The following is a 20,464-nucleotide window of genomic DNA, read 5'->3' as shown; positions in this document are numbered from 1 at the left end:
GCGCGGGGCGGAAGCTCGCCTTCACGGTGGATTCGGCAGTGCCGGTTGTCCGGAGCGTCCATAATGAGGGGGAGAGACTCTCACTTGTCCCATTGCCCTCTCCTCGCCCGGCCGCAACGGCGCGGTCAGGTCGATCCCCCGAAGGTGCCATGCCCCCCACACTCGCCTCCGTTGTCCGTAACAGTTCGCTCCATCTGACGGTCCTCGCCGGCGCGGACCACCTGGAGCGGCCGGTCCGCTGGGTGCACACCAGCGAGCTGGACGACCCGACGCCGTTCCTGGAGGGTGGCGAGCTGCTGCTCACCACCGGGATCAAGCTGGGCCGTACGGCGGCCCAGTTGCAGGCGTACGTGCACCGGCTGGCCGATGCCGGGGTGGTGGGGCTGGGCCTGGGGGTGGGGCTGTCGCACACGGAGGTGCCGCAGCCGCTGGTGGACGCGGCCGCGCAGCGGGGGCTGCCGCTGCTGCGGGTGCCGGAGCCGACGCCGTTCATCGCGATCAGCAAGGTGGTGTCGGCGGCGCTGGCCGCGGAGCAGTACGAGGCGGTGACGACCTCCTTCGAGGCGCAGGAGGAGCTGACCCGGGCCGCGCTGGGCAAGGACGGCACGACGGCGGTGGTGCGCCGGCTGGCGGCCCGGCTGGGCGGCTGGGCGGCGCTGTACGACGGGTCGGGGGCGCTGTCGGTGGTGGCGCCGGACTGGGCGGCGCGCCGGGCTGGGCGGCTGGCGGCGGAGGTGGACCGGCTGCGCCGGCGTCCGGCGCCGTCGAGCGCCGCGTTGCAGGGGCGGGCGCCGGGGATCGACACGGCGGACGAGGACTACGTGGTGGTCCAGTCGCTGGGGGCGGACCGGCGGGCCCGGGGCTTCCTGGCGGTGGGCACCGAGGACCGGATCACCCCGACCGAGCGGTACGTGCTGAACGCGGCGGTGGCGCTGCTGACCCTGACGCTGGAGCGTTCGCGCGAACTGCGCCAGGCCGAGGAGCGGATGGGCGCGGCGCTGCTGCGGATGGTGCTGGCGGGCGAGGTGGCGACGGCCCGCCAGGTGGCGCTGGGGCTGTTCGGCGGTATGCCGGAGGGGACGATACGGGTTCTGGTGGCCGGGGCCGGGCCGAACGCGGAGGCCGCGGAGGCGCTCGGGGAGCTGGGCGACCGGGCCGAGCAGGCGGGCGCCCGGGTGGGCGAGAAGCTGCTGGTGGCGCGGGAGGACGGCGCGCACGGGGCGCGGCTGATGGTGCTGGCGCTGGACAACGGGGCGGTGCACCGGGCCTGTCTGGGCGTGGTGGAGGAGCACGAGGGCCTGTCGCTGGGCGTGTCGGCGCCGGCCGCGCTGGAGGACGCGGGGACGGCGCACGCGCAGGCCGAGCGGGCGCTGGCGGTGGCGCTGCGCGGTGGCCGGCGGTCGGTGGACCACGAGGAGGTCGGCGCGGGGTCGCTGCTGCCGCTGCTCGGCGAGGACGCGGTGACGGCGTTCGCCGAGGGGCTGCTGCGGCCGCTGCGCGAGCACGACCGGACGGCCCGCGGCGATCTGGTGGCCTCGCTGCGGGCGTGGCTGTCCCGGCACGGGCAGTGGGACGCGGCGGCGGCCGATCTCGGGGTGCACCGGCACACGCTGCGCTACCGGATGCGGCGGGTCGAGGAGCTGCTGGGGCGTTCGCTGGACGACACCGACGTGCGGATGGAGCTGTGGCTGGCGCTGCGCTCCGGCGAGGAGTAGGTCGCACCCGGGCCGCACCGAGCCGTACCGGGCAGGGCCCCGTCCGGGCTCGGCCCGGGAGGCCCTGGACGGGATGGAGCAGCGTCGGGGGCGAACGCTCCGAGTCGGCCAATCCGGTCGGTGCGCCGCCCCACCTACCCTCGGGTTCGGGTCCCACACCCGTGGGCCCGATGACGACGAGGAGAGGGCCGGTACCACGGTGACCACCACGTACGATTTCTGGCTGGCCGGCCGACGGGCGAGCGGCGACGCCGACTTCGAGGTGCACAACAGCTGGGACGGCCGTCTGGTCGGCAAGGTGAGCATCCCGACCGAGGCCCAGGTCGAGGAGGCGCTGGACGCCGCCGTCGCCGCGCTGCCGGTGTTCGCCGCCACCCCGGCGCACGTCCGCTCCGCCGCGCTGGACCACGTGGCCAAGCGCCTGGCCGAGCGCACCGAGGAGCTCGCCCAGCTGATCACCGCGGAGAACGGCAAGCCGATCAAGTGGGCCCGTGGTGAGGTCGGCCGCGCGGTGTCGGTCTTCCGCTGGGCGGCCGAGGAGGCCCGCCGGACCAACGGCGAGACGATGCGGCTGGACACCGACCCGGGCGGCGTGGGCCGTTTCGCGGTGGTGCGCCGCTTCCCGCGCGGTGTGGTGCTGGGGATCGCCCCGTTCAACTTCCCGCTGAACCTGGTCGCCCACAAGGTCGCCCCGGCGATCGCGGTCGGTGCCCCGATCATCCTGAAGCCGGCCCCGGCGACGCCGCTGTCGGCGATGGTGCTGGGCGAGATCCTGGCCGAGACCGACCTGCCGGCCGGTTCGTGGAGCATCCTGACGGTGCCGAACGACCGGATGCCGGCGCTGGTGCAGGACGAGCGCCTGCCGGTGATCTCGTTCACCGGTTCGGACAAGGTCGGCTACCAGATCATGGACTCGGTGCCGCGCAAGCACTGCACCCTGGAGCTGGGCGGCAACGCCGCGGCCGTGGTGCTCGCCGACTGGTCCTCGGAGGCCGACCTGGACTGGGCGGCCACCCGGATCGCGATGTTCGCCAACTACCAGGGCGGCCAGTCCTGCATCTCGGTGCAGCGCGTGATCGCCGACGCGTCGGTGTACGACGCGCTGGTGGAGAAGGTCGTGGCCAAGGTCAAGGCGCAGGTCACCGGTGACCCGAACGACGACGCGACGGACGTCGGCCCGCTGGTGGACGAGAACGCCGCGAAGCGGGTGGAGTCCTGGGTGGACGACGCGGTCGCCAAGGGCGCCAAGGTGCTCGCCGGCGGGGGCCGCGAGGGTGCGACCTACGCGCCGACCGTGCTGGCGGAGCTGCCCGCGGACGCGATCCTGGCCAAGGCCGAGGTGTTCGGCCCGGTCCTGTCGCTGCACCGGGTGGACGGCGTGGACGAGGCCTTCGCGGCCGTCAACGACTCGGCGTTCGGCCTGCAGGCGGGCGTGTTCACGCACGACCTGCAGACCGCGTTCCGTGCCCACCGGGAGCTGGAGGTCGGCGGTGTGATCATCGGCGACGCGCCGTCCTACCGCGCCGACCAGATGCCGTACGGCGGCGTCAAGGACTCCGGTGTCGGCCGTGAGGGCGTCCGGTACGCGATGGACGACTACACGGTCGAGAAGGTCCTGGTCCTCAGCGGCCTCGACCTCTGAGCGAACCCGTGAGTGAAGGGCCCGGTCCGGTGACCGGGCCCTTCGCCCGTTCCGGGGCCAGGTCGGCCCAGCCGCGCTGTCCGTCCGCGACGGAGACGGCCTCCTCGACCGTGGCGTCGCCGGCGAGCAGCCGTGCGAGCTTCGGCGCGATCTGTCCGTGGCCCCCGGCGATGACGGTACGCATGGCTCCGACGGCAGCCCGGGGCGCGGGGCGGCGTCCTGCCGGGAGGCGTCCTGCGCGGGGCCCCGGGCAGGACACAATGGGCGCATGACTTCGCTCGCCCACCCGCAGCTGCGGTTCACGCCCACCGTGCAGGACCCTTCCGGCCCCCGGGAGCTGGTGATCCTCGGTTCGACCGGGTCGATCGGCACCCAGGCCATCGACGTGGTGCTCCGCAACCCGGACCGGTTCCGGGTGGTCGCCCTGTCGGCGGCCGGCGGCCGGGTGGAGCTGCTCGCCGAGCAGGCGCTGCGGCTGGGCGTGCACACGGTGGCGGTGGCGGACCCGGCGGCCGAGCCGGCGCTGCGCGCGGCGCTGGCGGCGAAGGCGGCGGGCGCTGCGCTGCCGACGGTGCTGGCGGGGCCGGACGCGGCGACCGAGCTGGCCGCGATGGAGTGCCACTCGGTGCTGAACGGCATCACCGGGTCGATCGGGCTGCGGCCGACGCTGGCCGCGCTGAGGGCGGGCCGGGTGCTGGTGCTGGCCAACAAGGAGTCGCTGATCGTCGGCGGCCCGCTGGTGAAGGCGGTGGCGCGGCCGGGGCAGATCGTGCCGGTGGACTCCGAGCACGCGGCGCTGTTCCAGGCGCTGGCGGGCGGCACCCGGGCCGAGGTCCGCAAGCTGGTGGTGACGGCCAGCGGCGGTCCGTTCCGCAACCGGACGCGTGAGCAGCTGGCCGGGGTGACGCCGCAGGACGCGTTGGCGCACCCGACCTGGGCGATGGGCCCGGTGGTCACGATCAACTCGGCGACCCTGGTGAACAAGGGCCTGGAGGTGATCGAGGCGCACCTGCTGTACGACGTGCCCTTCGACCGGATCGAGGTCGTGGTCCATCCGCAGTCGGTGGTGCACTCGATGGTGGAGTTCACCGACGGTTCGACGCTGGCGCAGGCCAGCCCGCCGGACATGCGGATGCCGATCGCGCTGGGTCTGGGCTGGCCGGAGCGGGTGCCGGACGCCGCCCCCGGCTGCGACTGGACCAAGGCCGCGACCTGGGAGTTCTTCCCGCTGGACGACGAGGCCTTCCCGGCGGTGGAGCTGGCCCGCGAGGTGGGCACCCTGGGCGGTACCGCGCCGGCGGTCTTCAACGCGGCCAACGAGGAGTGCGTGGAGGCGTTCCTGAAGGGGCGCCTCGCTTTCACGGGAATCGTGGACACTGTTGCCAAGGTCGTCGCCGAGCACGGCACGCCCGTGCCGGGAACTTCCCTGACGGTCGAGGACGTCCTGCACGCGGAGGACTGGGCCCGTGCCCGGGCCCGCGAGCTGGCGGCGGGCTGACGGCGGCGGGTTGACGGCGTGGGCCGTTTCCGGCCGGGTGCACCCGTACCGGGTGTCCGGCTGGGCGTGACTGCGGTAAGACAAGACGACGAGCAGAGCGGCATGACGGAGGGCCAGCGGTGGCAATGGTTTTGACGGTGGTCGGCATCCTGGTCTTCGCGGTCGGGTTGCTCGTCTCGATCGCCTGGCACGAGCTCGGCCACCTCTCGACGGCCAAGCTGTTCGGCATCCGGGTGCCGCAGTACATGGTCGGCTTCGGCCCGACGGTCTGGTCGCGGAAGAAGGGCGAGACCGAGTACGGCTTCAAGGCGATCCCGCTGGGCGGCTACATCCGGATGATCGGGATGTTCCCGCCGGGTGCGGACGGCCGGATCACCAAGCGCAGCAGTTCCCCCTGGCGCACCATGATCGAGGACGCCCGGGAAGCCTCCTACGAGGAGCTCCAGGAGGGCGACGAGCACCGGCTGTTCTACACCCGCAAGCCGTGGAAGCGCGTCATCGTCATGTTCGCCGGGCCGTTCATGAACCTGGTCCTGGCCTTCGGGCTGTTCCTGACGGTCATGATGGGCTTCGGCGTCTCGACGGCGGTGCCGACCATCGGCTCGGTCGCCCAGTGCGTGGTCAAGGCCGGCTCGCCGACCGACGTGTGCCCCGCGGACGCGCCCAAGACCCCCGCCAACGAGGTCGGGCTGCGGCAGGGGGACAAGGTCCTCTCCTTCGGCGGGGACCGGATCCGCGACTACGACCAGCTCCAGGCGGACATCCGGAAGTCGGCCGGCCAGCAGGTCGAGATCCTGGTCGACCGGGGCGGGCAGCAACTCGTCCTCAAGCCCGTCATCGCCGTCAACGACGTGCAGAAGTACGACGGCAACGGCGTGCCGCTCAAGGGCCAGACCGTGCAGGCGGGCTTCCTCGGCTTCACCCCCAAGCAGGGGGTCGTCCAGCAGAGCTTCGGGCAGTCCCTGGACCGGATGGTCGGCATGGCCGAGAACGGGGTGAAGTCGCTGGCCGCGCTGCCCGGCAAGATCCCCGGTCTGTGGAACGCCGTCGTCGGGGACTCCCCGCGTGACCCGGACTCGCCGATCGGCATGGTCGGCGCCGCCCGGGTCAGCGGTGAACTGGTGAGCATGGACCTGCCCGCCAGCCAGCGGGTGGCGATGTTCGTCAACCTCCTGGCCGGGATCAACCTCTCGCTCTTCCTGTTCAACATGCTGCCGCTGCTCCCGCTGGACGGCGGCCACATCGCGGGCGCGGTCTGGGAATCGGTCCGCCGCCGATTCGCTCAGCTGTTCAAGCGGCCCGATCCCGGCCCCTTCGACGTCGCCAAGCTGATGCCGGTGGCGTACGTCGTGGCCAGCGTCTTCATCGGTTTCACCCTGCTGGTGATGGTCGCCGACCTGGTGAACCCGGTGAAGATCAGCTAGAGCGTTCGGGTACGGCGGGTGTGCTGGGGTCCGGCGCCGTGCCGTACCGTGGAGGCCGGGTGCGCGATCCAGGCGCGCCCGGCCTCGGCCGTCCCACTGGCCGGGCGGTCGACCACACCTCAACCCCGGGGAACCCTGCGCACATGACCGCGATCTCGCTCGGTATTCCGTCCCTGCCGCTCAAGCCGCTCGCCAAGCGCCGTGTATCCCGGCAGATCATGGTCGGCAACGTACCGGTCGGCGGTGACGCTCCCGTCTCGGTGCAGTCGATGACCACCACCGTGACCGCGGACATCAACGCCACGCTGCAGCAGATCGCCGAGCTCACCGCGTCCGGGTGCCAGATCGTCCGGGTCGCCGTCCCCACCCAGGACGACGCCGACGCGCTGCCGATCATCGCCAAGAAGTCCCACATCCCGGTGATCGCCGACATCCACTTCCAGCCGAAGTACGTCTTCGCCGCGATCGACGCCGGCTGCGCCGCGGTCCGCGTCAACCCGGGCAACATCAAGGCCTTCGACGACAAGGTCGGCGAGATCGCCAAGGCCGCCCGGGGCGCCGGCGTGCCGATCCGGATCGGCGTCAACGCCGGCTCGCTCGACAAGCGCCTGCTGGAGAAGTACGGCCGTGCCACCCCCGAGGCCCTGGTCGAGTCCGCGCTCTGGGAGTGCTCGCTGTTCGAGGAGCACGACTTCCGCGACATCAAGATCTCGGTCAAGCACAACGACCCGGTCGTGATGATCAACGCCTACCGCCAGCTGGCCGCCGCCTGCGACTACCCGCTGCACCTCGGCGTCACCGAGGCCGGCCCGGCCTTCCAGGGCACCATCAAGTCCGCGGTGGCCTTCGGCGCGCTGCTCGCCGAGGGCATCGGCGACACCATCCGGGTCTCCCTCTCCGCCCCGCCGGCCGAGGAGATCAAGGTCGGCAACCAGATCCTGGAGTCGCTCGGCCTGCGCCAGCGCGGCCTGGAGATCGTCTCCTGCCCGTCCTGCGGCCGCGCCCAGGTCGACGTCTACAAGCTGGCCGAGGAGGTCACCGCCGGCCTGGAGGGCATGGAGGTGCCGCTGCGCGTCGCCGTCATGGGCTGCGTCGTGAACGGCCCGGGCGAGGCCCGCGAGGCCGACCTCGGCGTCGCCTCCGGCAACGGCAAGGGCCAGATCTTCGTCAAGGGCGAGGTCATCAAGACCGTCCCCGAGTCGAAGATCGTCGAGACCCTGATCGAGGAGGCGCTCAAGCTCGCCGAGCAGATGCAGGAGGCGGGCGTCGAGGCCGGTACGCCGACCGTCGTCGCCGCCGACTGACCACGCAGGGTCCGCGCGGTGCGCCGCGCGCAGTCTTCCGGAAGCGGGGCCGTCCGTTCGCGGACGGCCCCGCGGCCGTAGTCGGGTGGCCCGCGGCCGTAGTCGGGTGGGGCCACGGTCGTAGCCGGGTGGGGCCACGGAGTAGGGTGCGGCCAGATTCGTCTCAGTGAGGTGCTGTCTCGATGCTCGATCGAGGTGTGATGCTCCCCGGCTCGTTCCAGGCCGCCCGCGCCCTGGCCACCACCCGCGTGCTGGAGCCCCCCGACCTCGCGGACGCCTTGGAGATCCTCCACCGCGACCCGGTCGCCAACTCCTTCGTCGCCACCCGGGTCGAGGCCGTCGGCCTGGACCCCTGGAGGCTCGGCGGCGAGATGTGGGGCTGGTACGACGGGGACGGCGCCCTCGCCGCGCTCTGCTATGCCGGGGCCAACCTCGTCCTGGTCGACGCCGGGCCGGAGGCCGTCGCGGCCTTCGCCGAGCGGGCCCGCCGGCAGGGCCGCCGCTGCTCCTCGATCGTCGGCCCGGCCGGGGCCACCGCCGCCTTCTGGGCGCTGCTGGAACGCAGTTGGGGGCCGGCCCGCGAAGTCCGCGCCCACCAGCCGCTGTTGGCCACCGCCGTGCCCTCCGCCGAGATCGCGCCGGACCCGCTGGTGCGGCGGGTGCGGCGGGAGGAGATCGACGCGCTGATGCCCGCCTGCGTGGCGATGTTCACCGAGGAGGTCGGGGTCTCCCCGCTGGCCGGTGACGGCGGCCTGCTCTACCAGGCCCGGGTCGCCGAACTCGTGTCCGCCGGGCGGTCGTTCGCGCGTTTCACCGAGGACGGCGAGGTCGTCTTCAAGGCCGAGATCGGCGCCGTCACCGAGGGCGCCTGCCAGGTCCAGGGCGTCTGGGTCGCCCCCGGGTACCGGGGCCGGGGCCTCTCCGAGACCGGCATGGCCGCCGTCCTCGACCTCGCGCTGCGCGAGATCGCCCCGGTGGTCTCGCTCTACGTCAACGACTTCAACCTGCGGGCCCGGGCCGCCTACCGGCGGGTCGGCTTCCGCGAGGTCGGCGCGTTCATGAGCGTGCTGTTCTGAGCCCGCCCCCCGGGAGTTCGGTTCCGATCTTCGCCCGCGCCGGCGGCCCACGGGTAGTAACGTCCGAGGCATGGATCAGCTGACCGGGGTGACGATCGAGGCCATCGACCTTGCGGCCTGGGCGCCGCAGGCGCTGGAGGTCCAGGCGGTGGCGTTCGGCCTGACGGCCGAGGAGGTCGCCGTCCGGCTGCACATCGTCGGCCGGCACGCCCACCAGCCCGGGGTGATCGCACTCGGCGCGATGAGCGGCGGCCGGCTGGTCGGCTTCGGCTACGGGATGCCCAACCAGCGCGACCACTGGTGGAGCACGGTGATCGAGCCCTACCTGGACGCGCGCGGCCACGACGCCTGGCTGGACGACGTGTTCGCCGTCACCGAGCTGCACGTGCTGCCCGAGTACCAGGGCCAGGGCGTCGGCTCCCGGCTGATCCGCACCCTCTGCGAGCGCTCCGGGCTGGAGCGCAGCATCCTCTCCGCGATCGACGCGGAGACCCCCGCCCGGCGGCTCTACCGGGCGCTCGGCTACCAGGACCTCGCCCGTGCGGTGCGCTTTCCCGCCACGGACCGGCTGTACGCGGTGATGGGGGCCCGGCTTCCGCTGCGCGGGCCGGGCGAGGCGTAGGGCGTGCCCCGGGGCTCGCGCTACAGCGCCCCGGCGAACTCCAGGTAGAGCTCGGCGTCCTCCCGGCGGCCGGCCGCCAGGGCCCGCAGGGCGAGGTCGACGGCCCGGAACAGCGTCCAGCCGCGCAGCCGTTCCCGGTCCACCTCCAGCGCGTCCGCGAGCTGGTGCAGCCGGCGGCGGACGGCCGCGGCCACGCCGGGGGAGCCGACCAGGGTGTCCGCCCGGTCCAGCGCCAGCCGGGCCAGGTCGAAGGCCCGCTCGCCGGCCAGCGGGCGCGGGTCGATCGCCAGCCAGGGCGCCCGGTCGGCGGCGAGCACGTTGCCGTGGTGGAAGTCCCCGTGGAGCAGGAGGGTCTCGGCGGCGGAGCCGGCCAGGCCGTCGGCCGTGTCCAGCGCCTCGGCGATCAGGGGCTCGGCCTCGGCGGCGCCGGGCAGGGCGCGGTGTCCGCGCAGCCGTACCGCGGTGTCGGCGGTCCGGGCCGCGAGGGTCGGGAACGGGTGGTCCTCGGGCAGGGCGGTCCAGAGCCGGTGCAGCAGGCTGGTCGCCTCCAGCATCGCCTTCGCCTCGGCGAGCGAGCGCAGCGGGATGTCCCCGTGCAGCCGTTCCAGCAGCAGGACGCCCTCGGCGGGGTCCGCGTCCAGCAGCAGGACGGCTCCGCGCCCGGCCCAGTGGGCGAGCGCCGCGTGCTCCAGCGCGGTCTCGGGGGTCCGCAGGCCGGTCTTGAGGACGGCGGGGGAGAGGTCGTCGCGGTGGACGTAGGCGACCAGGCTCAGGCTGCCGCCGGGGTCGAGCACCCGCTCCAGGGTGAGGTCCCAGCGCGCCAGGTGGGCGGCCACCCGCGCGGGCAGCCCGGCCAGCCACTGCTGGCCCGGTTCGCCCTCGCTCGTCGCGACGCCGCGCGCCAGCCAGGCGGGGACGGTGATCTGCGGTGCTGCTCCCGACATGCCGACCTTCCGGTTGACGCTCCCCCGTTGGTGTTACCCGTCCATTGTCGGCCATGAACGGGAAACCGCAGGTCAGCGCCGCGGGCCCTAGGGGGTGGTGGCCGTGGGGGTGGGGAGGGGCTCGGGGATGCCGGGGAAGGCGGGGTCGGCCGCGCCCCAGCGGTGGGCGCGCAGGGCGCCGTCGCGCAGGGCGTCGGCGGCGGCGCCCCGCTGGGGGCCGGGGACGGCGGCGACCAGGTCGGCGTAGACGGTGGTGAGCCGGGTTTCGAGGTGGGCGGCGAGCTTGGTGGCGCCGGCCGCGTCGGTGACGGCGAACGGGAGCTGGTAGCCGGCGGCCGCGGCGGCCGGGGTGGCGCCGAGGGAGCCGATCAGCCGCTGCCAGGCGTCCCGCCGGGCCTCGTGGGCGGCGTAGGCGGTGCGGGCGTCGGTGCGCTGCTGGTCCTCGGGGAGCCGGGCGCCGACCACGCCGTAGCCGTAGACGGCGGCGTGTTCGGCGCCGAGGGCGCCCTGGAGGGCGGTGACCGCTGCGGTGGCGGCGGGGTCGGCCGACGGGCCGGCGGAGGGGGAGCCGGTGGGCTGGTCGCTCGGGGGCGCGGTCGGCGCCTCGGTGGGGGTGGCGGCCGGGGGCGGGGCGACCAGCGGGGTGGTGTCGCCGAGGGCGACGGCGTGCAGCACGTCGGAGGCGGCGACCGAGGCGAGCAGCCGGGCCAGCGGCGGCCGGGCTGCGGCCAGGTCGGCGAGGCGGGCCTGGGCGGTCTGCCGTTCGAGTGCGGCGAGCGCGGCGGGGGTGCCGACCGGCGTTCCGCTCGGTGTCCCGCTCGGGCTGGTCGAGGGCGTGGTGGAGGGCGCGGTGGAGGGCGTGGTGGAGGGCGTGGCCGGGGGCGCCGGGGGGATCGAGGCGGCCGGCAGCCCGTAGGCGAGGGCGGCGCGGTGCTGGGCCACCTCGGCGCGGAGCGGCTGCAGCACGGCGGCCTGGGCGCCGCCCGGGCCTGCGAGCAGGGCGTCGTAGCCGGCCAGCAGGGTGTCGGTGGCGGCGATGGAGCGCAGGATGACCGGTTCGTCCGGGTTCGGCAGTGGGCCGCGGTTGCCGGGCGCGGCGTCGTCGCCGCCGTGGGAGCCGGTGCAGGCGGTGAGGGTGGTGAGGGCGAGCAGCCCGAGAGCCAGGAGCGTGCGTCGGCTGGGCGGCTGCATGGGTGTCACTCCGGGGCGTGTGCGGGAGGGCGGCCTCCCCGCCTGCCCTTCGTAGGCGTGAATGATTACAGAATCCCCACGATTCCGGGCGCGGATTCGGATCTCGGGGCACTGCCGGGGCGGGTGTGAGCTTGCTCGCAGTGGGTGGCGTGCGCCCGGTCGGGGGTGGTCCGGAATCGGTGGTTCGCGGCTTCACCGGCTAGGCTTTGGGCCGAGCTGCCGTGACCCGGTGTGCGCCGGACCGGCGCCGGAGGGCGCGGAGCGACCTTCTGACAACAGCAGACGCGGCCGAGGAGTCCACCCGGATGAGCACCACCCACACCGACCGGCTGCGCGCGTTGCTGGAGCCGCTGGCCGTGCAGGCCGGTCTGGACCTGGAGGACGTCAAGGTCACCAAGGCCGGCAGCCGCCGCCAGGTGCAGATCGACGTCGACACCGACGGCGGCGTGGACATGGACGCCATCGCCGAGTTCAGCCGGGTGGTCGGTGAGGCTCTGGACGAGTCGGACCTGCTGGGTGACGAGCCCTACCTGCTGGAGGTCGGTTCGCCGGGCGCTGAGCGCTCGCTGGACCTGCCCCGGCACTGGCGTCGCGCGGAGGGCCGACTGGCCAAGATCCACCTGGTCGACGGCGGGGAGATCGTCGCCCGGGTGCTGGAGGCGGACGAGGACGGCGCGCTGGTCGAGGTGCAGCCGGTGAAGGGCCGTGGCCGTCCGAAGGAGCGCCGGCTGGCGTACGCCGAGGTGGATCGGGCGCGCGTGCAGGTCGAGTTCAACCGCAAGGACGACAAGCTCCTCGACGAGGCCGCGGACTACGCGGACGACGACGCCTCCGAGGAGGGGGACGACGGTGCGCTGTGACCTGCGCACCGCCCGGACCATGACGAACGTGACGAAAAAAGACGAGGAGGCGTAGCCGTGGACATCGACATGAGTGCCCTGCGCACGCTGGTCAACGAGAAGAACATCCCCTTCGACCTGCTGGTCGAGTCCATCGAGTCCGCCCTCCTCACCGCGTACCACCGCACCGAGGGCTCGCGCCGCCGCGCCCGGGTGCACCTGGACCGCAAGTCCGGCCACGTCACCGTGTGGGCGACGGAGGACCCGGCCGAGCTGGACGAGGGCGTCGAGCCCAAGGAGTTCGACGACACCCCGAACGGCTTCGGCCGGATCGCGTCCAGCATCGGCATCCAGGTGATGATGCAGCGTCTGCGCGACGCCGCCGACGACCAGACCTTCGGTGAGTACGCGGGCAAGGAGGGCGACATCGTCACCGGTGTCGTCCAGCAGGGCAACGACCCGAAGAACGTGCTGGTCGACATCGGCAAGCTGGAGGCCATCCTGCCGCCGCAGGAGCAGGTCCCGGGCGAGGACTACCGGCACGGCACCCGGCTGAAGTGCTACGTCGTGGCGGTGCGCCGCGGTGTGCGCGGGGCCTCGGTAACGCTGTCGCGGACGCACCCGAGCCTGGTGAAGAAGCTGTTCGCGCTGGAGGTCCCGGAGATCGCGGACGGCAGCGTGGAGATCGCGGCGATCGCCCGTGAGGCCGGCCACCGCACCAAGATCGCGGTCTGGTCGCGCCGGGCCGGGCTGAACGCCAAGGGCGCCTGCATCGGCCCGATGGGCAGCCGGGTGCGCGCGGTGATGGGCGAGCTGCACGGCGAGAAGATCGACATCGTCGACTGGTCGGAGGACCCCCGGGAGATGGTCGCCGCGGCGCTGTCCCCCGCACGGGTGACCAGCGTGGAGATCGTCGACCTGGCCCAGCGTTCCGCCCGGGTGATCGTGCCGGACTACCAGCTGTCGCTGGCGATCGGCAAGGAGGGGCAGAACGCCCGCCTCGCCGCCCGCCTCACCGGCTGGCGGATCGACATCCGTCCGGACACCGAGGGCCAGCCCGAGGACGGCGGTCGGGACACCGACCGCTGAGTGCGGCGCTGACCGGTCGTTCGCCCTGCCAAAGCCCCCCGTCGTTCCGCCCGGGATCGGTGGGGCGGCGCCATGTCCCTTCGGAGGGGTAGACTTGCCTTCGTCTGGCCGGACGCACGTCCGAGCACGCCCGGAACGCACCTGCGTGGGCTGCCGCAAGCGAGCGGCCAAGCACCAGCTGTTGCGTGTCACGGCGGTCGAGGGCGTCTGCGTCCCTGATCCCCGTGGTGCACTGCCGGGCCGGGGCGCTCACCTGCACCCCGATCCGGCCTGCCTCGACCTCGCGGTCCGCCGTCGGGCGTTTCCCCGGGCCTTCCGCCTCCAGGGGACGCTCGACACGGAGCGGCTCCGCGAGTTCATCGGGGAGCGGACCGTCGACACCCCGGCGCCCTGAGTCCATCAGGCCGCCCGGTGGGGCGACACCCGCTACGGCCGCCGCTCAGTGCGGCGGGAGAACCACCGCAACAAGCACGGTTCGCGGGCAGCCGCGTGCCGTGCCACCAGTCAGGTACCTCGCGATGTGGAAGTAGGTCGAGATTGCGATGAGCTCTCGATGAGTACGCGATGAGTACGCGATGGGTACGCCCATGAAGTAGCGACGGTCCGGCGGACGAGACACCCCGGACTCATAGACAGGAGTGAAGTGGCTAAGGTCCGGGTTTACGAACTCGCCAAGGAACTTGGCTTGGAGAGCAAGGCCGTCATGGCCAAGCTGACCGAGCTCGGTGAGTTCGTCCGTTCGGCGTCCTCGACGATTGAGGCGCCGGTCGTACGAAAGCTGACTGACGCGCTTGGTGTGGCCCCCACCGGTGGTGGTTCCGCTGCCAAGCCGGGCCCGCGCAAGAGCGCGGCGCCCCAGCCCGCGGGTGGCTCCGCCGCCGCGGGTGCACCCAAGCCGGGTGCTCCGACCCCGGGTCCGCGCCCCAGCGCGACCCCTGGTCCCCGTCCCACCCCGGCCGCGGCCCCTGCGGCCGAGGCCGCGCCCGCCGCCCCGGCGGCCCCCGCCGCCGCCAAGCCGGCGGGTGGCCCGACCCCGGGCCCGCGCCCGGCGGCGCGTCCCGCCGCTCCGGCGGCCCCGGCCGCTCCCGCGGCCGTGGTATACGCGCCGGCTCCGGCCGGTGACACCCCGCGTCAGGCCCCGCAGGCCTCGCAGGCTCCGCAGGCCCCGCAGGCCTCGCGTCCGGCCGGTCCCGCCGGCGGCGGTGCCCGTCCGGGTCCGCGTCCGGCCGGCCCGCGTCCGGGCAACAACCCGTTCACCTCGGGCAGCGCGACCGGTATGGCCCGCCCCGGCGACCGCCGTCAGGGCGCGCCGGGTGCGCGTCCCGCCGGTCAGGGCGCCCCGGGTGGCGACCGTCCGCGTCCGGGTGGCGACCGTCCGCGTCCCGCTGGTGCTCCCGGTGCCGACCGTGGCGCCGCGCGTCCGGGTGGCGACCGTCCGCGTCCCGCTGGTGCTCCCGGCGCTGACCGTGGCGCCCCGCGTCCCGGTGGCGACCGTCCGCGTCCCGACGGCATGCCGCGTCCGGCCGGTCCGCGCCCCGGCGCCCCGTCCCCGTCCGGCATGCCGCGCCCGAACCCGGGCATGATGCCGCAGCGTCCGGCTCCGGGCCCGCGTCCGGGCCCCGGCGGCCGTGGCCCCGGTGGCCCCGGTGGCCGTCCGGGTGGTCCGGGTGCCGGTGGCACCCGTCCGGGCTTCCAGGGTCGTCCGGCCGGTCCGGGCTCGCGTCCGGCCGGTGGCGGCGGCTTCGGCGGTCCGCGTCCCGGTGGCGGTGCCCCCGGTGGCGGCGGCGGCTTCGGTCCGCGTCCCGGTGGTTTCGGTGGTCGTCCCGGCGGCCCGGGTGCCCGTGGTGGCACGCAGGGCGCCTTCGGTCGTGGCCCGGGCGGTCGCCCGGCGCGTGGCCGCAAGTCGAAGCGGGCGAAGCGCCAGGAGTACGAGGCCATGCAGGCCCCGTCCGTCGGCGGTGTGATGCTGCCTCGCGGCAACGGCCAGACCGTTCGCCTGTCGAGCGGCGCCTCGCTGATGGACTTCGCGGAGAAGATCAACGCCAACCCGGCCGCGCTCGTCTCCGTCATGTTCAACCTCGGTGAGATGGTCACCGCGACGCAGTCGGTCTCCGACGCGACCCTCGAGCTGCTGGCCGGCGAGATGGGCTTCATCCTGGAGATCGTCAGCCGCGACGACGAGGACCGCGAGCTGCTGGAGTCGTTCGACATCGACTTCGGTGCGAACGAGGGCGACGAGGACCAGCTGGCCCCGCGCCCGCCGGTCGTCACCGTCATGGGTCACGTCGACCACGGTAAGACCCGCCTGCTGGACGCCATCCGCAAGTCCAACGTGGTGGCCGGCGAGGCCGGTGGCATCACCCAGCACATCGGTGCCTACCAGGTCGTCACCGAGGTGAACGGCGAGCAGCGCCCGATCACCTTCCTCGACACCCCGGGTCACGAGGCGTTCTCCGCCATGCGTGCCCGTGGTGCCAAGTCCACCGACATCGCGATCCTGGTGGTCGCGGCCAACGACGGTGTCATGCCGCAGACGGTCGAGGCGTTGAACCACGCCAAGGCCGCGGGTGTGCCGATCGTGGTCGCCGTCAACAAGATCGACGTCGAGGGCGCCGACCCGACCAAGGTCCGCGGTCAGCTGACCGAGTTCGGTCTGGTGGCCGAGGAGTACGGCGGCGACACCATGTTCGTCGACATCTCCGCGCGCCAGGGCCTCAACATCGAGCAGCTGCTGGAGGCCGTGGTCCTCACCGCGGACGCCTCGCTCGACCTGCGGGCCAACCCCGAGCAGGACGCGCAGGGTATCGCCATCGAGGCCCACCTCGACAAGGGCCGCGGCGCCATGGCGACCGTGCTCGTGCAGCGCGGTACCCTCCGCGTCGGCGACTCGATCGTGGTCGGCGACGCCTACGGCCGCGTCCGCGCGATGCTGGACGAGAACGGCAACAGCCTCGCCGAGGCCGGCCCGTCCCGCCCGGTGCTGCTGCTCGGTCTGACCTCGGTGCCCCGCGCCGGCGACAGCTTCATCGTCGTCGACGAGGACCGCACCGCCCGTCAGATCGCCGAGAAGCGCTCGGCCCGCGACCGCAACGCCGCCTTCGCGCAGCGTCGGGTCCGGGTGTCCCTGGAGGACCTGGACAAGGCCATCGCCGCCGGCGAGATCGAGCAGCTCAACCTCATCATCAAGGGTGACGTCTCCGGTTCGGTCGAGGCCCTTGAGGACGCCCTCGTCAAGCTGGACGTGGGCGAGGAGGTCGAGCTCCGCATCCTGCACCGCGGTGTGGGTGCGATCACCGAGTCCGACGTCAACCTGGCGATGGGTTCGGACGCCATCATCATCGGCTTCAACGTGCGCGCCGAAGGCCGTGCGCGTACCGCGGCCGACAAGGAAGGCGTGGACGTCCGGTACTACTCGGTCATCTACCAGGCGATCGAGGAGATCGAGAACGCCCTCAAGGGCATGCTCAAGCCCGAGTACGAGGAGGTGCGCCTCGGCTCCGCGGAGATCCGCGAGGTGTTCCGCTCCTCCAAGTTCGGCAACATCGCGGGTGTCATCGTCCGCGAGGGCCTGCTGCGCCGCAACGCCAAGGCCCGCCTCATCCGCGACGGCAAGGTCGTGGCGGAGAGCCTCAACATCGAGGGTCTGCGCCGCTTCAAGGACGACGCGACCGAGGTCCGCGAGGGCTTCGAGGCCGGTGTCACCCTGGGGTCGTTCAACGACATCAAGGTCGAGGACATCATCGAGACCTACGAGATGCGCGAGAAGCCGCGTTCGTAGTCGGTGAAAGCCGGGGCCGGTCGACGGGTGGTATTTCCGTCGACCGGCCCCGGTCTCGCTGTGTAGGGTCCGGGGTAGTTCAGATGTTGCAGCGTTCTGATGTCGCAGCGTTCAGATGTGGCAGCGTTGAGATGCCGCAGCGTTCTGACCCAGTACCGGCAGCCCGGTTCCGGGCTGCCCCCCCCGAGGCCTTCCAGGTCGGCGAGACCTGTCATACATGTTCGTGGGAACACTCACCTTCGACCTGCTGTTGGGCGACGTCCACTCGCTCAAGGAGAAGCGTTCGATCGTGCGGCCCATCGTGGCCGAACTGCAGCGCAAGTACAGCGTGTGCGCTGCCGAGACCGGGAACCAGGATCTGCACCGCAGGGCCGAGATCGGCCTCGCGGTGGTGGCCGGCGATGCCGGCTACGTCACCGAGATCCTGGACAGCTGTGAGCGGTTGGTCGCCGGCCGCCCCGAGGTGCAGCTCCTCTCCGCGAGGAGGAGGTACCACAACGACGACGATGAATGAGAGCCGTGGAGACGGTCGGCGGAAGTCGCCGTTCTCACACGGATCAGGACCCAGAGCGCCCGCAAGGCCGGGCGCGGGCCGGTACTTTGGGGCGTGGGCCCCGAAGGGTGCGCAGCTCACCCGAATGCCGGACCCACTGCACGAGGAGGCAACGTGACCGACACCGCAAGGGCGCGCAAGCTCGCCGACCGCATCCAGGTGGTCGTCGCCCAGACCCTGGAGCGGCGGGTCAAGGACCCGCGACTGGGGTTCGTGACCATCACCGACACCCGGGTGACCGGGGATCTGCGCGAGGCCACCGTCTTCTACACCGTCTTCGGCGACGAGACCGAGCGCGAGGCCACGGCCGCCGCGCTGGAGAGCGCCAAGGGCGTGATCCGCTCCGAGGTCGGCAAGATCGGGGTGCGTTTCACCCCGACGCTGACCTTCGTCGCGGACGCGCTGCCGGACAACGCCCGGAACATCGACGACCTGCTCGACCGGGCCAAGGCCATCGACGCGGCGGTGCGCACCACCGCCGCGGGCGCGACCTACGCCGGCGAGGCGGACCCGTACAAGGTTCCGGCGGCCGAGCGTGACGACGAGGACGAGTAGTCATGGCGGGTGAGCCGGCGAAGGCCGCCTCGCGAGCCGGTTCGACCACGGGGGCGTCTTCCACCAGCACGGTGGAGGACGCCCTCGTGGCGCTCCCGGGGCCGCGCACCGAGGAGAGCGGTTTCGAGCTGCTCTGGCAGCAGGTGGTGGCGGAGATCGGGCGGGCCCGGTCGATCGACCTGATCTGCCACATCTGCCCGGACGGCGACGCCCTGGGCTCCTCGTTGGCGGCCGCGCTGGCGCTGCGCGGGCTCGGCAAGCGGGTGCGGGTCTCCTTCGGCGACGACCCGCAGATCGTGCCCGAGTCGCTGGCCTTCCTGCCCGGCCAGGAGCTGATCGTGCCGGCCGCCGAGGTGCCGGACGTCCCCGAGCTGGTGCTCTGCTTCGACGTGGCCGCGGAGAGCCGGCTCGGCCTGCTGCACGGCAAGGCCTTCGCCGCGCCGGTGCTGGTGGTGATCGACCACCACGCCTCCAATCCGGGCTTCGGCACCCACCAGCTGATCGACCCGACCGCGCCGGCCACCGCCGTCCTGGTCGACGAACTGCTGCGCCGGCTCGGCGTCGAACTCGACCAGGACCTGGCCACCTGCCTGTACACCGGCGTCGCCACCGACACCGGCTCGTTCAAGTACCGGGCCACCACGCCCGCCACCCACGAACTCGCCGGGCGGCTGCTGGCCACCGGCATCCGGCACGACCTGATCTCCCGGCAGCTGTGGGACACCTCCTCCTTCGGCTACCTCAAGGTGCTCGCGGGCGCGCTCGACCGGGCCGTCTACGAGCCGGACGCGGCCGGCGGGCTGGGCCTGGTGTGGACCTGGGTGCCGTACCAGGACCTGGTGCTGTTCAGCGTCACGGTCGAGGAGATCGAGGGGCTGATCGACATCCTGCGCCGCCCGGCCGAGGCCGAGGTGGCGCTGGTGCTCAAGCAGGACCCGGACGGCACGCTGCGGGGCTCCTCGCGTTCCAAGGGCGCGGTGGACGTCGCCGCCGCCTGCGCCGAGCTGGGTGGCGGCGGGCACGTCTTCGCGGCCGGGTTCAGCGCCCGGGAGGACGTGGCCGCGGTGGTCGAACGGTTCCGGAGCGCGCTGCGACCGGTACGTTGATCATCTCTTGACCGCTTTTTAGAGAAAGAACTTGATGAAGCGCAAAGGCACCGGCCCGGACGGCCTGGTGATCGTCGACAAGCCCGAGGGCATCACCTCCCACGGGGTCGTCGCCAAGCTGCGATGGCTGGCCGGGACGCGGAAGGTCGGGCACGCCGGCACGCTCGACCCGATGGCCACCGGCGTGCTGGTGATCGGCGTCGAGCGGGCCACCCGGCTGCTCGGCCACCTGATGCTCACCGCCAAGACGTACGAGGCGACCATCCGGCTCGGCCAGACCACCGTCACCGACGACCGGGAGGGCGAGGTCACCGCGTCCGCCCCGGCCGACGGGGTGACCAGGGAGGCGATCGACGCCGGGATCGCCGCGCTCACCGGCGAGATCATGCAGGTGCCCTCCAAGGTCAGCGCGATCAAGATCGACGGCAAGCGGTCGTACGCGCGGGTGCGCGAGGGCGAGGACTTCGAGCTCGCGGCCCGGCCCACCACGATCCACTCCTTCACCGTGCACGCACAGCGCGCGGCGCTCGCCGAGGACGGCACGCCGGTGATCGACCTGGACGTGACCGTCGAGTGCTCCTCCGGCACCTACATCCGGGCGCTGGCCCGCGACCTGGGCGCCGGGCTCGGCGTCGGCGGCCACCTCACCGCGCTGCGGCGCACCAGGGTCGGGCCGTACTCGGTGGAGTCGGCGCACACCCTGGAGCAGCTGGAGGCCGCGGTCACCGGCGAGTCCCCGGCGGGGCTGCAGGTGCTGCCGATAGGGGAGGCCGCGGCCGCCGCCTTCCCGCGCTGGGACCTGGACGAGTCGCAGGCGGAGAAGCTGTCGCACGGCGCCCGACTCAAGGCGCCCGGGCTGGGAGTGGACGGGCCGATCGCGGTGTTCGGGCCGGACGGGCGCTTCCTCGCGCTGGTCGAGGAGACGGGCGGGCAGGCGAAGCCGGTCGCGGTCTTCGTCGGCTGACGCCCCGCAGCGCACGCGTCACCCCCGTCGGGAGTCTTCCGGCGGGGGTTTCGCTCGTTCGGGAGTCGTCCTTAGGTTCTAGTGGTTGTCGCAACACCCCAGTTCAGGGGATGCGATGGACTTCAAGATCCGCAAGGACCGGACGGCTCAGGGGCCGCGGAAGC

At 73.2% G+C, this 20,464-nt stretch carries 18 protein-coding genes; 15 read left to right on the top strand and 3 right to left on the bottom strand.

All coding sequences use genetic code 11. From position 1 onward, the window contains the following. The first annotated feature begins 149 nt into the window (after window positions 1–149). Window positions 150–1,715 (top strand): PucR family transcriptional regulator, encoded by a 1,566-nt coding sequence (locus ACFWPI_RS34835; RefSeq protein WP_063347636.1) that lies wholly within the window; start codon window positions 150–152, stop codon window positions 1,713–1,715. Window positions 1,716–1,914: 199 nt separating this feature from the next. Then, the gene (locus ACFWPI_RS34830; protein WP_063347635.1) at window positions 1,915–3,357 is read left to right on the top strand and encodes an aldehyde dehydrogenase family protein; all 1,443 of its coding nucleotides are present in this window, start codon (window positions 1,915–1,917) and stop codon (window positions 3,355–3,357) included. Here ACFWPI_RS34830 and ACFWPI_RS34825 read toward each other — a convergent pair. After that, complete coding sequence (locus ACFWPI_RS34825) at window positions 3,338–3,541, bottom strand: hypothetical protein (protein ID WP_380378380.1); 204 nt, start codon at window positions 3,539–3,541, stop codon at window positions 3,338–3,340. The two genes, ACFWPI_RS34830 and ACFWPI_RS34825, sit on opposite strands and share 20 nt — an antisense overlap. Before the next feature lie 84 nt (window positions 3,542–3,625). Between ACFWPI_RS34825 and dxr the strand changes: the two genes are divergently transcribed. The 5 genes from dxr (at window position 3,626) to ACFWPI_RS34800 (ending at window position 9,281) form a co-directional block, all read left to right on the top strand. Next, window positions 3,626–4,855 carry a 1-deoxy-D-xylulose-5-phosphate reductoisomerase gene (gene dxr / locus ACFWPI_RS34820; RefSeq protein WP_063347633.1) on the top strand — a complete coding sequence of 410 codons (1,230 nt, stop codon included), beginning with the start codon at window positions 3,626–3,628 and terminating at the stop codon, window positions 4,853–4,855. A 119-nt stretch (window positions 4,856–4,974) separates the two neighbouring features. Then, window positions 4,975–6,279 (top strand): RIP metalloprotease, encoded by a 1,305-nt coding sequence (locus tag ACFWPI_RS34815; RefSeq protein ID WP_107452864.1) that lies wholly within the window; start codon window positions 4,975–4,977, stop codon window positions 6,277–6,279. A 143-nt stretch (window positions 6,280–6,422) separates the two neighbouring features. Then, on the top strand, window positions 6,423–7,583 hold the full coding sequence (gene ispG / locus ACFWPI_RS34810) for a flavodoxin-dependent (E)-4-hydroxy-3-methylbut-2-enyl-diphosphate synthase (protein ID WP_063347631.1): 1,161 nt from the start codon (window positions 6,423–6,425) through the stop codon (window positions 7,581–7,583). 200 nt (window positions 7,584–7,783) lie between these two features. Beyond that, window positions 7,784–8,659: a GNAT family N-acetyltransferase gene (locus ACFWPI_RS34805; RefSeq protein ID WP_350885688.1), complete on the top strand. Its 876-nt coding sequence runs from the start codon at window positions 7,784–7,786 to the stop codon at window positions 8,657–8,659. Window positions 8,660–8,729: 70 nt separating this feature from the next. Further along, on the top strand, window positions 8,730–9,281 hold the full coding sequence (locus ACFWPI_RS34800; RefSeq protein ID WP_063347629.1) for a GNAT family N-acetyltransferase: 552 nt from the start codon (window positions 8,730–8,732) through the stop codon (window positions 9,279–9,281). A gap of 20 nt (window positions 9,282–9,301) precedes the next feature. Here the strand turns inward: ACFWPI_RS34800 and ACFWPI_RS34795 are convergent, their stop codons facing one another. Both ACFWPI_RS34795 and ACFWPI_RS34790 read right to left on the bottom strand, forming a co-directional pair. After that, entirely contained in the window at window positions 9,302–10,225 is a 924-nt protein-coding gene (locus ACFWPI_RS34795; protein WP_380378378.1) for an aminoglycoside phosphotransferase family protein, read from the bottom strand. A gap of 87 nt (window positions 10,226–10,312) precedes the next feature. After that, on the bottom strand, window positions 10,313–10,864 hold the full coding sequence (locus ACFWPI_RS34790) for a DUF4439 domain-containing protein (protein WP_063351109.1): 552 nt from the start codon (window positions 10,862–10,864) through the stop codon (window positions 10,313–10,315). A gap of 857 nt (window positions 10,865–11,721) precedes the next feature. Between ACFWPI_RS34790 and rimP the strand changes: the two genes are divergently transcribed. The 8 genes from rimP to truB all read left to right on the top strand — a co-directional run bounded on the left by rimP (window position 11,722) and on the right by truB (window position 20,300). Then, entirely contained in the window at window positions 11,722–12,276 is a 555-nt protein-coding gene (gene rimP, locus ACFWPI_RS34785) for a ribosome maturation factor RimP (RefSeq protein ID WP_063347627.1), read from the top strand. 57 nt (window positions 12,277–12,333) lie between these two features. Then, window positions 12,334–13,344 carry a transcription termination factor NusA gene (nusA, locus tag ACFWPI_RS34780; protein ID WP_063347626.1) on the top strand — a complete coding sequence of 337 codons (1,011 nt, stop codon included), beginning with the start codon at window positions 12,334–12,336 and terminating at the stop codon, window positions 13,342–13,344. 145 nt (window positions 13,345–13,489) lie between these two features. Next, the gene (locus tag ACFWPI_RS34775) at window positions 13,490–13,738 is read left to right on the top strand and encodes a YlxR family protein (protein ID WP_063347625.1); all 249 of its coding nucleotides are present in this window, start codon (window positions 13,490–13,492) and stop codon (window positions 13,736–13,738) included. A 249-nt stretch (window positions 13,739–13,987) separates the two neighbouring features. Further along, window positions 13,988–17,122: a translation initiation factor IF-2 gene (gene infB, locus ACFWPI_RS34770; protein ID WP_380425252.1), complete on the top strand. Its 3,135-nt coding sequence runs from the start codon at window positions 13,988–13,990 to the stop codon at window positions 17,120–17,122. Between the two features lie 217 nt (window positions 17,123–17,339). Beyond that, window positions 17,340–17,636: a DUF503 domain-containing protein gene (locus tag ACFWPI_RS34765; protein WP_063347622.1), complete on the top strand. Its 297-nt coding sequence runs from the start codon at window positions 17,340–17,342 to the stop codon at window positions 17,634–17,636. Window positions 17,637–17,789: 153 nt separating this feature from the next. Then, a complete protein-coding gene (rbfA, locus tag ACFWPI_RS34760) occupies window positions 17,790–18,230 on the top strand; it encodes a 30S ribosome-binding factor RbfA (protein ID WP_063347621.1) in 441 nt (146 codons plus the stop codon). Between the two features lie 2 nt (window positions 18,231–18,232). Beyond that, on the top strand, window positions 18,233–19,336 hold the full coding sequence (locus ACFWPI_RS34755) for a bifunctional oligoribonuclease/PAP phosphatase NrnA (RefSeq protein WP_380346383.1): 1,104 nt from the start codon (window positions 18,233–18,235) through the stop codon (window positions 19,334–19,336). Between the two features lie 34 nt (window positions 19,337–19,370). Then, the gene (truB, locus tag ACFWPI_RS34750; protein WP_380380904.1) at window positions 19,371–20,300 is read left to right on the top strand and encodes a tRNA pseudouridine(55) synthase TruB; all 930 of its coding nucleotides are present in this window, start codon (window positions 19,371–19,373) and stop codon (window positions 20,298–20,300) included. Window positions 20,301–20,464 lie beyond the last annotated feature (164 nt).

Origin of the sequence: Kitasatospora sp. NPDC058492, assembly GCF_042720685.1 — a bacterium.
GTDB lineage: Bacteria > Actinomycetota > Actinomycetes > Streptomycetales > Streptomycetaceae > Kitasatospora.
Note: the sequence above shows the minus strand (reverse complement) of the source record. Positions and strands in the feature narration are given on the sequence as shown.